A 15,373-nucleotide genomic window follows, 5' to 3' on the forward strand; every position below is an offset into this window, starting at 1 on the left:
TACGAGGCAGTGCCCATTTTTATGGCTAAAAAGCTATTGATTCAAACAAGTTGCCATTGATCACAGCTCGCAAACTTTAGTCGGAAACTCCAATCTTCATCCGTTAGACTCTGGTGTAACTCTCATTAATGTCGGGTGAAGTTATGGATGGACTGGACAAACTACTCAAGCCGAAATCAATCACAGTAATTGGGGCATCAGATAGCCCCAACCGGGCAGGATACGTTGTTATCAGAAACCTGCTCTCAGGTAGTTTTCACGGGCCTATAATGCCTGTCACCCCCAAATATGATGCCGTTGCCGGTGTACTCGCCTACCCTACAATTGCCAGCCTTCCCCGTGTTCCGGATCTCGCCATTGTCTGTACCAATGCCCATCGTAATGTCGACATTATTCGCCAACTTGGTGAGAAAGGCGTTAAGGTAGCAATCGTGCTCGCTGCCGGTATGAATAGCGATTTCGACGGTAACGGTGAGACCGAAGAAGTCCGTATGTACGCGGTAGCAAAACAGTTCGATATGCGTATTGTGGGCCCAAACAGCATGGGCTTAATTCTGCCATGGCTCAACCTCAATGCTTCCTTTTCACCTATTGCGGCCAATAAAGGCAATATCGCATTCGTTTCCCAGTCAGCCGCCGTTTGCACCACCATTCTGGATTGGGCCAAAGACAAGAGCATCGGCTTTTCAACTTTTCTCTCGCTGGGCGATGCCTGTGATATTAATTTTGCCGAGCTGCTCGACTCACTCTGTCGCGACAGTAAAACCGAGGCCATTCTTTTATATGTAGATTCAATCAAGGATGCCCGACGTTTTATGTCAGCAGCGCGTGCCGCTGCCCGTAACCGGCGGATCCTGGTACTCAAGAGTGGGCGAACCCGAGCCGGTGGCGCAGCTGCACATCTTCATACTGGCGGAGAAGTTGGACTCGATGCCGTCTATGATGCGGCTATTCGACGCTCAGGTATGCTACGGGTACACAATACCCATGAGCTTTTTGCAGCTGTTGAGACACTTGCCCACTCAGTTCCTCTGCGTGGCGAACGCCTTGCCATCATCACCAATGGCGGTGGCCCGGCAATTATGGCTGTTGACGCGCTTTCAGACCGAGGCGGCAAACTGGCCGAGCTTAGTGCAGAAACCACCAGCAAGTTGTCTGAAGTGTTACCTGCTTGCTGGTCGCATTCCAATCCGATCGACATTATCGGCGATGCCGACATTAACCGTTATGAAAAGGCCGTTCGGATATTGCTCGACAGCGATGATTTCGATGCTTTGCTTATCATGCACTCTCCTTCTGCTATCGCTCCCGGCCACGAAACCGCCAAACGGCTTGTTCATGTTTTGCAGTCCCACCCCCGTAGCAAACGCTTTAACATTCTGACTAACTGGGCTGGCGAGAATGAGGCGGCGGCCTCACGACAAATTTTTACTGAGGCCGGATTTCCTGCCTATCGTACCCCTGAAAGTGCGGTATCGGCCTTCATGCATTTGGTCGAATACCGTCGTAACCAAAAGCAATTGATGGAGACACCAGTTTCGTTCGGTGAAACCCAGGCCAACCCTCGTCACGTTCACGACGTGTTAAACCATCTGCTTGCCCAAGGTGTTTCTGAACTTGAAACCCATGAAGTTCGCCCGGTACTTGAAAGCTATGGTTTCAACACGCTCCCTACATGGATTGCTGAAGATCCCGCAGAAGCTGCACATATTGCCGAGCAAATTGGCTATCCGGTCGCGGTAAAACTTCGCTCCCCAGATATACGTCATAAATCAGAAGTACACGGGGTAATGCTGCATCTACGCACGGCAGCAGAAGTCGCCAATGGTGCCCAAGCCATTTTGGATCGTGTTTCAATCGACTATCCGAACGCCCAAATTGACGGGCTGTTAGTTCAGCGAATGGCAAAACGCTCCGGAGCCCAAGAGCTTCGTATCTCGGTTCACAATGACTCCATATTTGGCCCGGTTATTCTGATGGGAGAAGACGCTGCCGAGTGGGATATTCACAAAGATGCTGCAGTGGCTATTCCGCCGCTCAATATGGCTCTTGCGCGTTATATGGTTATCAACGCCATTAAGACCGGCAAGATCAAACAACGTAGCCTGCCAGAACGTATCGATATACCGGCATTGTGTAAGCTGCTGGTTAAGATTTCCCAACTGATCATTGATTGCCCGGAGATCATTAGCTTTGATATTCATCCTCTGCTGGCTTCTGGCGATGAGATGACCGTGATTGACGCTTCGATGACGATTAAGCAATTTACCGGCGATAAGCAAAAACGCCTGGCAATACGCCCTTACCCTAAAGAATATGAAGAAGAAGTTTCGTTGAAGGACGGTTCTTCAATTCTGCTTCGCCCGATCTTGCCCGAAGATGAGCCGAAACATAAATCCTTTATCTCGAAAGTCTCTGTCGATGACTTATACCGTCGTTTTTTCTCTGATGTCGGGGAATTAAACCATGAGGCACTGGCCAACCTGACGCAGATTGATTACGACCGGGAAATGGCCTTTGTCGCTACCCGCCAAATCACTCTGGATAATGGTGAAGAAGATGAAGTGATCATCGGAGTAACCCGCGCCTTATCGGACCCTGAAAATGAAGAAGCAGAATTTGCGATTTTGGTCCGCTCGGATCTTAAAGGGATCGGGCTGGGACGTATTTTGATGGACAAGATCATCAGCTATTGTCAGCAGCGCGGGCTACAGCGAATTTCAGGAATGACTATGCCTTCTAACCGCGGGATGATCATGCTAGCGCAAAAAGTTGGTTTTGAAATTGATATCCAAATGGAAGATGGCATTGTCGAAATGCTGCTGCCATTGAAGACATCAAGTTAACGTTATTTCGCCTATTACACAAATGGCGCCCAATATGGCGCCATTTTTACATCAAGCAATTTTGACTAATTATACTTCTTTTTCCATAAGCTCTCGATGTGCTTGATACACCAAGTTTTTGCTTTACCCATACGGCTTCGATTCCAGGCTAACACCATATCCAACTCGTAAACCGGATCATCACCGATCACAACAAGTTCACCATTTTTAATCGCTTCCTCCGCATAGCAAGTCGACATTGTCGCAATGCCCATTCCTGCTTTAAGCGCCACAAATTTATCGTACATGGAGCTTACCGTAAGCAGCGGTTGTTCATCTAAAATATTGTGCGTTAGTGGTGGTAAATTTCTGGCGGTATCTGCTACGGCAATACCACGATACTGCTGCCTGACCTGAGGGTCCAATGGGTTCTTGTGCTTATGGATAGGGTGATCCGGGTGCGCAACCCAGATAGTATCAAGTTTACCTATTGGCTGAATCTTCACATCTGGTGGGGCAACGCTCGGTGCGGGTGCAATCAGGAGATCAGCTCTGTCCTGTGCGAGAGCCTCCCAACATCCGGCAAGAATTTCTTCCTGAAAGCGGATACGTGTTTTGCTGACTTTTGCCAACCCGTCCACCAGCGGCAACATATTGTCGAGCTTAACCAGGCCATCGTATGCAATAGTAATATCCAATTCCCAGCCATGGGCCAACGCGCTAGCATCAGAAATCATTTCATCCGCTGCTGTTAACAACAGGCGACCTCGTTCCAGCAGTAAATGGCCGGCTTTGGTAAACGCAGCCTTATGGCCAGAGCGATCGAAAATCACTAAGTCCAGATCCTGCTCTAGTTTCTGCACCTGATAACTCAAAGAAGACGGCGCTCGCCCCAGCTCTTCTGAAGCCGCAGCAAAACTTCCCCGGCGCTCAATAGCATCCAGCACTAACAGCGCTTCGAAAGACAATAATTTGTTCACATCTACTCCCAGTTGTGACCCTGACATCCTTGTTATCGTTGTATCACATATCTCAGCGCCATTCCCATGAAAAAGAACAGTTTTACATTGCTATACATTGCCTCTAGCCGTTTCTGGTACTCACGGGGATTTAAGGAGAGCAACAAAAACAAAAGTGGCCATTCAAATTAATGAATAGCCAATCACTTATAAAAGTATTTCCCCGAGAACTTTCTGACTTTAGTGATAATTAAGTCAGAAAATTGCATAAATCATATTTGTTAAGTCTTGCTTGCAAGATCCTGGCTGAGATTCACATCACCGACACCGATTTCAATATTAATGTGATTTCTTCCTGTACCAGTAATCGTGAGCTGATCAGAAACGATTACTCGCTCCTTCACCAAATTGCCCTGCTCAAACCCGTGAACCTGAATTTCACCGACACCAACAGCAGCCCGGACATGCTCATAATCCGTGCTATTTACACCAACCCAAGCTGAACCAACACCGATATCTGCTGAGAGCGTCTGGCTAAAACCGTTAATCTCCACATTACCGACACCAAGTTGAAGCTGCAGTGCGAGATCTTTAGGAACATTCAGAGTCCAATCCTGACTTATCCCGTCTTCATCAATCATTAAATGCAGTGTCTGGTCGGTGACTTGCGTTGAAAGCACCAGAGCATCAAGATCAGTAGCAAAGAAAGACCACCCCGATGAATTGTCTTCGACGTCCACACGATAAGTCACAACACCGTCATCAACAACTTGGACATTGACCATTCCAACCGGGACTTCCATTACCAACTTGTGCAGTGCCTGCTCGCTGGCATCGATGCTCCCCGTAAACGTCCGCTTATCTTTGGCTAGCACAATATTACTTAGAGAAAACAGCGCTATGAAAACAATAAGTAAGCCAAATCCTTTCTTCATGTCGATTCCTTTAACCTACGATAAGATTATTGTCTTAAGTTCATAGCAGGTAACATGCCAGAAATATAAACCTATATTTTCAACAACTTATATCATTCACCCCGAAACAAGCCTTTTCATGGTGGTTATTTTAGCCACTGCATGGCAAATATAACCACCTACACAATGCGATCCATATCCAGAGTTCGTTTCTAAGCACAAAAGAATAAGCATTTAATTGATCTGCATTAATATTGATTAAAATGATTTACTCTACAGTGTCTGGCAAGTGACCGGGAAGACTAGAATTGATTTAAAATCAAAGATTAAGGATTGATCATTATGGAAAAACCCCCACAATCGCTTTCACAGACAATTACATACCTCAAGCACTGCTCATCGCAACTTATGACAAATCGCGCTATCTCCCCTGCTAGTATCTCGATTCAGCGCATTCATGAAATCGCCTCCATTGAATACCTCGAGCTCGATCGTGCATCCAAGCAAGTAACCAGTATCCAGAAAGACCTTTTCCGTGCGATTCATGCATTAGATGGTGATGATAAAGCTGCAGTAAGAGAAGCCCTATCTGACATCATTTATCAGTTAAACAGTGAGATCCTCGTGCCAGCATCCAAGGATCAGATCAAGGTTGACAAACTAGCTTGTGATCCTGCCCTTGCTGGCTAATTCAAGGTAGACATTACGCATTAAAAAAGCCCTCGATTGAGGGCTTTATAGTCATTGGTATTTGATTGATTTTGGTCTGGATTTCGAAAACAGCCTATCGTGCTACATCAACCACTTCCACCAAATAAACACAGCCAGGAAACCAAACAGATACGTCAAGCCAGCCCAAGACAGCACCTTCATTGTACGACTCCACTGCAAGGCTTTCGGTAAAGCTGTTTTTGCCACCAGACGATAGTTCAGCAAGGCAAAGACAGGCGTCGTCATAAATGCCAGCACCATGGCGAAGTTAAGCAGCGGCATGAGTGCCGAGCTAAAGAACACAATAATGCCCATTGCTGCAGCACTAACAATAATCATCCAGGTATTATGACAGCGACGTTGACCTTGCGCTTTTTTCTGAAGCAGGCGTTGAGATTCTGCCAGTGCACGCGAATAACCATCAATAACAGTAATCGTACTACCGAAAATACAGAAGAAGGCAATAACCGCAATAAGGTAACGAGACCACTCTCCAATCGTCGAGGCATACAAACCAACTAGCTGGTGCGAGAAACCAATGCCCGAGCTTTTAAGTTCTGTACCTGTACCATGAAGAACCAGTGCCCCCAGTGACAAAAAGATAATGGCCAAAATAGCGGTTCCGATATAGCCAACATTAAAATCAAACAGCGCCGATTGTGCCGTTACCTTTTGCTCTTTCTGCTGACTCTTGAGCCAAAGCGACGTCAGACACGAAATTTCAATCGGTGCTGGCATCCACCCCATCATAATAACGATGAAGCCAATAGAAGCGATTGACCAGGCTGAAGGCGCCTCAAAATCTGCAGGGGCTGCACTTCCGTTACCAGCCGCAATAACCACTGCAGACAAGGTTGCAATCACAAGTACCGCCATGATTATTTTTGACAAGCCGTCCAGCGCCTTGTAATGACCTGCAAACAAAATGCTCAGACAGGCAGCCGCAACAATGGCAGACAGCACCGGAAGCGAAAGTGCAAACGGCAGGAAGTAACCAAGCAGACTCGCACTAAATAGCAGCAATGCCGCTGTGTTAACAATGGCTGATATGAGGCTCAGACCGGTAAAAATCCAAAGGTAGCTACGTCCCATACTGTCATAGCCCTGGATCAGGCTATTTCCTGTTCCCATCGTATATTGGACCCCAGCACGGAAAAATGGGTATTTAAACAGGTTTACCAGTAAGATCAGTCCGGCAAGTTGCCAGCCATAAATAGCACCAGCTTTGGTTGATGCGACAAGGTGTGAGCCACCCACAGCCGCAGCTGCCATCATAATACCCGGGCCCAAAGATTGAATAAGTTGTTTTATGCTACTGCCGCCTTCGGCAGATGTTTGAATTGACGCTGTGTCAGACATAATCACATCCTGATGATTTTATTGTTCTAATAGTATTTTTGCCCTCCAATTTCTCGCAGTTTTATCCTCAATGATCAAGCCTGCCTCTCTGCCCATCAGCAACTATCACTGTGAGTCATACCATTTGCAGAGGATCATCTCTATCGAGAATTGTAATACTTATTGGTTGTCGGGCATTTGCAGCGAAAAAAACAATAAAAAAAAGTTTAATTTCAGTGTGATTTTTTTAGAGCAGTTAGGTGATTATTTTTTCACGCTTTTTTGTTTTACGGCTTATGCTTAGAGAAAGTAGACAGTATGGAAACAACCGTTCATATGTGCTCGTGTATATTCTCAAACCAGGCAGTTTTGATGATTCATGAATGAAACAGAGAACCCACGGCCCTCCGTGACCATCTCCAAAAGAAAAATACGAAGCCGAAGAAAACGTCTTTTTCTTTATGGTTTGTTTGTGATGTTATGTGTTCTCATCATTCCCGCCGTTATCATTCCACCATGGCTAGCCTCAAAAGGCATTGAGATTAACGCGCTCTCCGGCATCAGTTTTAATCAGGGGCTAGTCGTTGATGAAGTGTCCATCTCTATCAACCGAAACGCGCTAACACTACGCAAGCTTTCCTTAGAACATTTCGTCGACAAAGACAGTGCTATCTCTAACTCATCATGGCGTTTGTTTTCAAAGCAGACTGAAGTTCGCCTTTCTCCCGACGTACTGAACGCCCTGAAACAACAAGGGATTAGATTAAGTGCCCTGACTCTGAAAGACACAGCCTTTAACTTTACCGATCTGTCGGAGCCTTATGTCTTTAGCGCCCATGCCAATACAATCGAAGCTTCTCTTTTCGATCACAACAATACAGCCGTCAAACAGCAGATTGAAGATATAGACCTTGTTTTAACGACGCAGCCTGCCGTGGTCATTAGTGGCTATATCAGGCATGGTGCTCTCAACCTTCTGATCCCGGGCGACAAAGCAGCTAACCAATATCCTTTTGAGTTCGACAAGGCTAATTTTTCTATCAGTTGGCAGCCATACAATACGCCGCTCTCTGTCCATGTCACCACACTTAAGCCCAAATGGCCGACTGTCACACAGAGTTACACCCAACAGGGAAAGAACATAGCCCTCGGATTGGATCTCAAACATACTGAAAACACAATTAAACTGACAGCAGACAGCCTCTGGCTTGATCAACCCAGCCAGTTGCCAGAGTTCATCGAAAAACCGGATAACACCAATCAGGGCCTTCATCTGGGGCGAGCTATCGCCAAACTCTCTTTACTCCCACTACGTAAACTTAAGATCCATGATTTCAACTACGGTGAATTAATCATTCATTCTCTGCTGGTACTTGAGACACCAAAAAAGCGAATGAATAAACCCGATAAAAAAGCCAGGCTAAAATTGGTCGGAAAAGCGCTCGGGCCTGACCCCTATGACATTGACGTGCTTGTCGAACATATCAATGAACAAGACGCGCATTTTTCCGGCACGATCGCCGGGCCGAAAGGAAACAAGCTGCAATGCCTTGCCAAGCTCCATTTTTCCAGTCCATTGCCAACTTCTCTTAATTGCCACGCGGACTTCCAACACACCAAAGAGCTAACCGACAGGCTTAAGCTTTACGGTATGCCTAATGCGAGCCTTAGTGAGCCGCTGACTATCCAAGCCACACAGACGGCGTTCAGCCAAGACTCCGCAAGCACCATAACAACCACAGCCGACACTCCAGCAAGCCAGTCATCTAATTCTAATCAAGAACTTTCTCCCACAGAGACGCTTTCAAGAAGCCTGGACAGCATTACTAAAGCGCAGTATCAGATCACAATTACGTTACCTCGTCACATCAAGGTAGATCTAAACCAGTATGCGTTTCAGCACCCTATGCACAATGCGCCAGACAGCCCAGAGACAAAGGCTACCGTCTCGACCCTGTCCTTCAGCACTGACGGAACACTGACCTTTGATGCACTGTATCAAGATGACAAGCTGATATTTGAACTCAGCGAACCCAGTGAAGAGATCGCGATGGAAAGCCCCCGGCATGACACCTTTTTTTCTTTACTCTTCAAGAAGCTATATTGCTCTATCAAGCTTGACCGATACCATCCATCCAACTCGTTACAATGTAACACCTCAGCCCATTTTCAGTCCCGAATTCAGCAGCTTTTCCCGACTACTGATAGCCAGCTAGATACAATTTCTGCTTCCAGTGACGTTGATCTGAAGTGGTCTTCGACAAACCTGACATTGCAATTTCAGCAAAATCGATTCAACGTCGCCCAAGCGGTACTGCCTGTTGGTGCAACAATTGATCCTTCATTTATCCATTCTCAGGCTACTGACTTATCACTTCAGGCTGGCAGTATTAAGTTGTCACAATCTTTCGAGCACGACTCTCCACCTCAACTTAAGCTACAATTAGCACCTGATGCCGAAATCCTACTTACCAGTGACTTCTACGGCGAAAAACTGATCACCGAGGAAGCTGTTTCCGCCCAGTCTCGAAAGCGGCTTCTGCGCAACAAAAAGCAACTGCCAGTACAGAAGTACGATGCCAAACTTACACTCGCTCTCAAAGATGCCATGCTTCGACATTCAAACGGACAGTTGAATATAACAACCCACTACCAGACCAGTCTCAATCTGAAGCAGAACAACCAGCGTCTGCCTCCTTTCAGTAGCCAGGGAACACTGGCTCTTGAGCCCGAGACATTCAGTATTTCCGGCGTCTTAAACAGTGCTATCAAAGCGCAATTAGCCAAGTTTTCGATAAAGTCTGATTTGCTGCGCGATCAGACCAAAATAAAGTTACACCGTAATGACATTGCCTTTGATACAAAGCGAAGTTTAAAAAAACACTATTTGCCACGGCTGCCAATCAAGTACGATCTCAATAGTGGGAAAGTGGGTTTTAATGCTGACCTGCTGCTTAACAAGGGCAAGCTAACTGGCGACTTTGCCGTCTTTGCCGATGGCTTGGGCGGGTATATACACGGGTTTCATTTTGCCGATCTCAATGTTTCTTTTAATGCTGTACTCACTCCCGAAGGGATTCGTTCAACGTACCCTGTCAGCCTCCATGCAGGCCTGTTACATGCCGGCGTTTTACTCGAAAACATTTTTGCCCTGATCGAGTTTGATACCGGAAATAACCACTATGCTCTCCACCGTGCCAGCGCCTATCTGCTCGGTGGCTCCATCAGCACCCACGACGTAACCAGCTCGTCGCTGACGAACATTCCCCACATTCCTATTCTTGTTCATCGCCTGGACCTGGAAAAGCTCATACAAGCTATTGAGCCTAATGACGTTGAGCTTACTGGCACCCTGGATGGCAGCCTTCCCCTGTCGATCCAAAACGGCCTACCGGCCATTCAAAACGGTAAACTTCACTCGCGATTCCCGGGAGGCGTGCTGCGGTACAAGGAGGGCTCAGCCATCGACAGGAATGTTGAGGCGGCCGGAGAAAATAGCCTAATGGTGATTAGTAAGATTCTCAAAAATTATAAATATGACTCGCTGGCCGTTGATATAGACTATTCTAAAGAAGGACAATTAAACGCTAGTTCGCGGTTTAAAGGCTACAATCCTGATTTTCAAAATGGACGGCCGATATATATAAACCTGAACATTGAAGACGACATTCCAGCACTTATAAAGACATTGAATGCGATAAATTCATCAAAGCTGGAAGGTCAATTTTTAAAGCAGCTTGGTTTAGATGAGTAGCATTATTGCGCTTTTGTTTAACATGATAGCTAAGAATGGTCGTAGCTCATGGATATTCAGCTAAAACTTTTCAGCATACTCACAATCCTTGCATTCGTAGCAATGTTTGGGATGATCGGTATTTCCGGCTGTACTCCCACGGTACAGGTCACAGCTTCAGACAAGCCCATAGAAGTAAACCTCAATGTAAAGATTGAACACGAAATAAGAATAAAAGTTGATAAGGAAATTGATGACTTGTTCAGCGATGACGATGTATTCTGATACGGCAGGGAGATTGCCATGAAGAATTTTCTAGTCCTATTTTTTGCTGTTTTCATATCCGCCAATGCCTACGCCCTTGACCTACAGCAGGCCAAGGATCAGGGCTTGATTGGTGAAGCCAATACCGGCTATGTTGCCGTTGTTACCTCAACAGCGTCGCAGGAAGTCCGACAGCTTGTGTCCTCCGTTAACAACCATCGCCAGGCCCGCTATAAAAAAATTGCCGTATCCCATGGCCTCACGAGCTCGGAAGTTGGTCGCTTGGCTTACCAAAAGGCCATAGAAAAAACCAAATCTGGTAATTATTACCAAAACGCATCAGGTCGGTGGGTCAAGAAGTAGTATCAGCATGTTCAGTATTTCTTAACCCTAGCATCAATATATTTAAATCTAACTAACTAAAATTTCGCGTATACTCGCTGCATCCTAATCTTTGATTTTCTTAACTACTCTCTAATGATGTCGCTTTCTAACACCATCAAAAACGCCCAGACGTCTGACTATGTTTTCTTTGCTGTCGCCCTGCTTTGCCTGCTTCCCTTCATAAGCTCACCCGTCGCGCTGATTTTGGGCTTCACGCTTGCCAGCCTTGGATTGGTTCCGACACACTTCAACTTGGCCTCTCTGACCAAGAAGCTACTGTCGTATTCCATTATTGGATTAGGTTTCGGCATCCATCTTAATCAGGCAATCGAAGCAAGCAAACAGGGCCTGGGGCTTATCGTCGCCTCGATTTTTTTCACGCTTATCATTGGCTACCTGCTGACCAAGCTTTTAAAAATCGAACAAAAGACCGGGCACCTGATTGCATCCGGTACCGCCATTTGCGGCGGAAGTGCCATTGCCGCTGTCGCACCAGCCATCAATGCCAGAGACGATCAGACCTCCCTGGCGTTAGCGACGGTATTTGTTCTGAATTCTGTTGCGTTATTTGTTTTTCCGGCTCTTGGCCACTTTCTAGAAATGAGCCAGCATGCCTTTGGTACCTGGGCAGCCATCGCCATTCATGACACTTCTTCTGTTGTAGGGGCTGCCGGTGCCTATGGCGATGAGGCGCTTAAGACAGCCACAACATTGAAACTAGCCCGAGCATTGTGGATCATTCCAATTGCTTTTCTGAGTGCGCTGATGTTCAAAGGTGACAGCAAAAAGATTGGCGTTCCCTACTTCATTGTTTTTTACTGTGTCGCTATTTTGTTCGCCCACTTCGTTCCGGATCTTCAACCTGTCTACGATCAGGTATTTACTGTTTCCAAGCGGGTATTGGTTGTCTGCCTGTTCTTGATAGGCTCGGGGATCACAGTACAGAAACTGCGTGCATCCGGGTTTCAGCCGCTGTTGTTGGGGATCTTGCTTTGGTTCAGTATCGGATTGGGTTCGCTAACCTACATTCAGTGGCTATAACGAAGACTGACTGACCATACTTCAACAAAGAGAGCGAGTGTTCTACCCCTGCAGAACACTCGCTCGCTTTTGCATTATTCGCTTACCACCTTGGTGAGATATCTATGGTGCGATATCTATTCTCTCTTTGCTTTTAACTTCAGCACCTGATACATCATCCAAAAAGCTGTTTTCTGCCGATTCTGCCTTCCGTTTCATGGCCCTTCTCGCAACTACAAACAACAAAAGCAAAAAAGCCGCCAAATCAATCAAGGCACTCACTAGCCCCGATGTCATTAGTGACAGTCCCACAAGTGCGAGAACTCCCCCTATCCATTTGACCATCAGCTTATCTTTCCTACTCAGGTATATCTATTTGGCTACATTATCGGAAAGGTTCGGGGGAAAAGAAAAATACCCTTTATGTCTATAAAATTCAAAATGGTTATAAGTTAATGAAAATATAACCGCTTTTATTATAAGTACGTAAGACACTCACCTCACATTGCTCGCAATTCATGCAAACGCAGACGAAGCTGCTTTTCGGTTTCGATGATCGCGAACAACATGACACCCACGCCGACGATAAGCACTCCGTCGAAAAAAGGTACGGTCCGGGTACCGAACAACTCCTGAAGTGGCGGTAAGAAGGTAATGGCGAACTGAGCAACGGTAACGCCGATGACCGTAGACCAAACCACCTTCGTACCGCGCACTGCCATCCATGTGAGCGATGTGCCGTAGATGTTTCGAATAAAGAACAGGTGAAATATCTCCATAACGACCAGCGTGTTCAGTGCAATGGTGCGCGCTAGTTCGAGCGAATAACCCCGGTCTACCGCATAGGTGAACATGCCAAATACGCCACCAAGGAATAGCACCGACACCAGCACGATATGCCATGCCAGTTCTCCGGTAAGAAGCGGTTCGTTCTTTGGTCTCGGCGGTCGATTCATGGTGTCCGCCTCCGTCGGCTCAAATGCCAAAGCGATACCCAACGTGATAGCGGTGATCAGGTTGACCCAGAGGATCTGTATTGGGGTAATCGGCAGGGTCATGCCGAAAAGCAGTGCGACAACGATTGTCAAAGCTTCACCTGCATTGGTCGGTAGAGTCCAACTGATGACTTTCTTGATGTTGTCGTAGACCGTTCGCCCCTCTCGTACTGCGGCAACTATCGAGGCAAAATTGTCATCTGCCAGAACAAACTCTGAGGCTTCCTTAGCCGCCTCGCTGCCTTTCATGCCCATAGCAATGCCCACATCGGCACGTTTGAGCGCAGGCGCATCGTTTACCCCGTCTCCGGTCATAGCGACGGACAAGCCGTGTAACTGCAACGCCATTACCAACCTGAGCTTGTGTTCGGGACTTGTGCGGGCGAATATATCGGTTTCGAGAATGGCGGCGGTGAGCGCAGAATCGTCCATGCCATCAATATCAGAGCCGGTCAGCACCGCATCGGGGTTTTGTAGCCCGATTTGCCTGCCGATAGCGGCGACTGTTCCCCTGTGATCCCCGGTGATCATTTTCACGCGTATTCCCGCGCCTTGGCATTCTGCGACGGCTTCGATAGCTTCTGGGCGCGGTGGATCGAGCAGCCCGACCAGGCCGAGTAATATTAACCCATCCTCGACATCAACAAATTCGAGGATAGTGTGTTTTGGCGGAACCGGCTTGACCGCGAAAGCCAGCACACGCTGGCCTTGTTCAGCAATGCATTCGGCTTTCTCGTACCAATAGTCGGTGTCAAGAGGTTCGGTTCCGTCGAAAACGGTTTTCTGCTCGTTACACATGGAGAGGATCTGCTCTGGTGCGCCTTTGACGGAAATAAACGCGTTGTTTTCATGGTCGTGGTTGAGAGTTGCCATGAAACGATGCTTGGCATCAAAGGGGATAGCATCCGTGCGCGTCCATCCCGCAAGTTCTTCGTTAATATCCATGTCAATCTTGCCGGATAAAGCCAGTAAGGCGCCCTCCATTGGATCACCTTCGACGATCCACACGCCGTCACGTTCATGCAGCGATGCATCGTTGCACAACGCAGCCGAACGGCCAAGTTCTTCGAGAATCACATGTTCGCGCGCGCTCACGGTGGCGTCATTGAGTTTGATGATCCCTCTTGGTTCATATCCTGCCCCTTCCAACGAGAAGATATGCGCTTGCGTTACAACGGATGCGACCATCATCTCATTACGCGTCAAGGTGCCAGTCTTATCACTGCAGATCACCGATACTGAACCTAGCGTTTCTATGGCGGGCAATCGCCGGACGATGGCACGGCGCCGCGCCATCGCCTGGACACCCACGGCCAGCGTGATTGTTAAGACCGCGGGTAAGCCCTCGGGTATGGCGGCGACTGACAGTCCCACGACCGCCATGAACATTTCGGAGAACGCGAAATGTTGGACGAAATACCCGAATACGAGAAGTGTCGTAGCAATAAGCAAAATGAGTACGGTGAGCCACCGCGCAAACACGTTCATCTGCTGCACAAGCGGAGTGGTAAGTGTCTCGACAGTGGAAAGCATACCGCTGATGCGGCCAATCTCAGTATCACAGCCCGTTGCTACGACGACGCCTCTGCCGAGTCCACTGGTTACCAGCGTGCCGCTATACGCCATGCATATCCTATCGCCAAGAGACGCATCGGCGGTCACTTGCGGTGTTCCCTTCTCGACGGGTACAGATTCACCAGTGATGATCGATTCCTGGATCTTAAGGCCATGCGCCTTAAGTAGGCGCAGATCGGCAGGCACCTTGTCCCCCGCCTCCAACAAGACAATGTCTCCCGGAACCAGTCTTTCGCCTTCAATCAAGCGGCGGTTTCCGTCACGCACCACGGAAGCCTTAAGGGCGAGCATCCGGCGGATGGCGTCCATCGCCTTCTCCGCTTTGCCTTCCTGCACGAAGCCGATGGCCGCGTTGGCGACAACCACGGTCAAAATAACCAACGTATCGACTATATGCTCCAGCGATGCCGTAATTACTGCTGAGGCCAAGAGCACATAGATAAGAATATTGTGAAAATGGCGAAGAAAGCGAACAATAGAGCTACGCTTTACAGGCTCCGGTAAGCGATTCGGTCCGCAGGTTTCGAGTCGAGCTGCGGCCTCGTCCCGAGAGAGACCATCCGCATCGACATGCAACGTATCCAACACGGTATTGATGGCCTCGGCGTGCCAGTTATTCTCTAGCTTTTTATCGATGACTTTGTTCATTGCCTAT

General features: G+C 47.7%; 11 protein-coding genes. 6 read left to right on the top strand and 5 right to left on the bottom strand.

The features are described from left to right. Nucleotides 1–143: 143 nt before the first annotated feature. Nucleotides 144–2,846 carry a bifunctional acetate--CoA ligase family protein/GNAT family N-acetyltransferase gene (locus L4D19_RS18400; RefSeq protein WP_428453683.1) on the top strand — a complete coding sequence of 901 codons (2,703 nt, stop codon included), beginning with the start codon at nucleotides 144–146 and terminating at the stop codon, nucleotides 2,844–2,846. 65 nt (nucleotides 2,847–2,911) lie between these two features. Here L4D19_RS18400 and L4D19_RS18405 read toward each other — a convergent pair whose 3' ends face one another. Together L4D19_RS18405 and L4D19_RS18410 are read right to left on the bottom strand one after the other, a co-directional pair. Then, a complete protein-coding gene (locus L4D19_RS18405) occupies nucleotides 2,912–3,805 on the bottom strand; it encodes a LysR family transcriptional regulator (RefSeq protein ID WP_083652112.1) in 894 nt (297 codons plus the stop codon). A gap of 260 nt (nucleotides 3,806–4,065) precedes the next feature. Further along, nucleotides 4,066–4,719 (bottom strand): hypothetical protein, encoded by a 654-nt coding sequence (locus L4D19_RS18410; protein ID WP_428453684.1) that lies wholly within the window; start codon nucleotides 4,717–4,719, stop codon nucleotides 4,066–4,068. A gap of 321 nt (nucleotides 4,720–5,040) precedes the next feature. Here L4D19_RS18410 and L4D19_RS18415 point away from each other — a divergent pair, with 321 nt between their 5' ends. Further along, a complete protein-coding gene (locus L4D19_RS18415) occupies nucleotides 5,041–5,388 on the top strand; it encodes a hypothetical protein (RefSeq protein ID WP_428453685.1) in 348 nt (115 codons plus the stop codon). 102 nt (nucleotides 5,389–5,490) lie between these two features. Here the strand turns inward: L4D19_RS18415 and L4D19_RS18420 are convergent, their stop codons facing one another. Beyond that, nucleotides 5,491–6,768 (bottom strand): NRAMP family divalent metal transporter, encoded by a 1,278-nt coding sequence (locus tag L4D19_RS18420; protein WP_428453686.1) that lies wholly within the window; start codon nucleotides 6,766–6,768, stop codon nucleotides 5,491–5,493. 454 nt (nucleotides 6,769–7,222) lie between these two features. On the opposite strand from L4D19_RS18420, the gene L4D19_RS18425 reads away from it, so the two are divergent. The 4 genes from L4D19_RS18425 to L4D19_RS18440 all read left to right on the top strand — a co-directional run bounded on the left by L4D19_RS18425 (nucleotide 7,223) and on the right by L4D19_RS18440 (nucleotide 12,169). Continuing rightward, entirely contained in the window at nucleotides 7,223–10,501 is a 3,279-nt protein-coding gene (locus L4D19_RS18425) for an intermembrane phospholipid transport protein YdbH family protein (protein WP_428453687.1), read from the top strand. A gap of 48 nt (nucleotides 10,502–10,549) precedes the next feature. After that, the gene (locus L4D19_RS18430; protein ID WP_083652108.1) at nucleotides 10,550–10,765 is read left to right on the top strand and encodes a YnbE family lipoprotein; all 216 of its coding nucleotides are present in this window, start codon (nucleotides 10,550–10,552) and stop codon (nucleotides 10,763–10,765) included. An 18-nt stretch (nucleotides 10,766–10,783) separates the two neighbouring features. Then, nucleotides 10,784–11,107, top strand: coding sequence for a YdbL family probable chaperone protein (locus tag L4D19_RS18435; protein WP_075767468.1), 324 nt, complete (start codon nucleotides 10,784–10,786; stop codon nucleotides 11,105–11,107). A gap of 117 nt (nucleotides 11,108–11,224) precedes the next feature. After that, entirely contained in the window at nucleotides 11,225–12,169 is a 945-nt protein-coding gene (locus tag L4D19_RS18440; protein ID WP_428453802.1) for a YeiH family protein, read from the top strand. Nucleotides 12,170–12,271: 102 nt separating this feature from the next. Here L4D19_RS18440 and L4D19_RS18445 read toward each other — a convergent pair whose 3' ends face one another. Next, nucleotides 12,272–12,493, bottom strand: coding sequence for a hypothetical protein (locus L4D19_RS18445; protein WP_428453688.1), 222 nt, complete (start codon nucleotides 12,491–12,493; stop codon nucleotides 12,272–12,274). 155 nt (nucleotides 12,494–12,648) lie between these two features. Further along, on the bottom strand, nucleotides 12,649–15,366 hold the full coding sequence (locus L4D19_RS18450; RefSeq protein ID WP_428453689.1) for a cation-transporting P-type ATPase: 2,718 nt from the start codon (nucleotides 15,364–15,366) through the stop codon (nucleotides 12,649–12,651). Between the last annotated feature and the right edge of the window lie 7 nt (nucleotides 15,367–15,373).

Source organism: Photobacterium kasasachensis (assembly GCF_050336885.1).
Classification (GTDB): Bacteria; Pseudomonadota; Gammaproteobacteria; order Enterobacterales; family Vibrionaceae; genus Photobacterium; species Photobacterium kasasachensis.

Coding starts and splice junctions, on each gene's coding strand:
- L4D19_RS18415 (WP_428453685.1), top strand. CDS start 5,041: ATGGAAAAACCCCCACAATCGCTTTCACAGACAATTACATACCTCAAG.
- L4D19_RS18430 (WP_083652108.1), top strand. CDS start 10,550: ATGGATATTCAGCTAAAACTTTTCAGCATACTCACAATCCTTGCATTC.
- L4D19_RS18420 (WP_428453686.1), bottom strand. CDS start 6,768: ATGTCTGACACAGCGTCAATTCAAACATCTGCCGAAGGCGGCAGTAGC.
- L4D19_RS18445 (WP_428453688.1), bottom strand. CDS start 12,493: ATGGTCAAATGGATAGGGGGAGTTCTCGCACTTGTGGGACTGTCACTA.
- L4D19_RS18450 (WP_428453689.1), bottom strand. CDS start 15,366: ATGAACAAAGTCATCGATAAAAAGCTAGAGAATAACTGGCACGCCGAG.
- L4D19_RS18435 (WP_075767468.1), top strand. CDS start 10,784: ATGAAGAATTTTCTAGTCCTATTTTTTGCTGTTTTCATATCCGCCAAT.
- L4D19_RS18400 (WP_428453683.1), top strand. CDS start 144: ATGGATGGACTGGACAAACTACTCAAGCCGAAATCAATCACAGTAATT.
- L4D19_RS18410 (WP_428453684.1), bottom strand. CDS start 4,719: ATGAAGAAAGGATTTGGCTTACTTATTGTTTTCATAGCGCTGTTTTCT.
- L4D19_RS18425 (WP_428453687.1), top strand. CDS start 7,223: ATGTTATGTGTTCTCATCATTCCCGCCGTTATCATTCCACCATGGCTA.
- L4D19_RS18440 (WP_428453802.1), top strand. CDS start 11,225: ATGTCGCTTTCTAACACCATCAAAAACGCCCAGACGTCTGACTATGTT.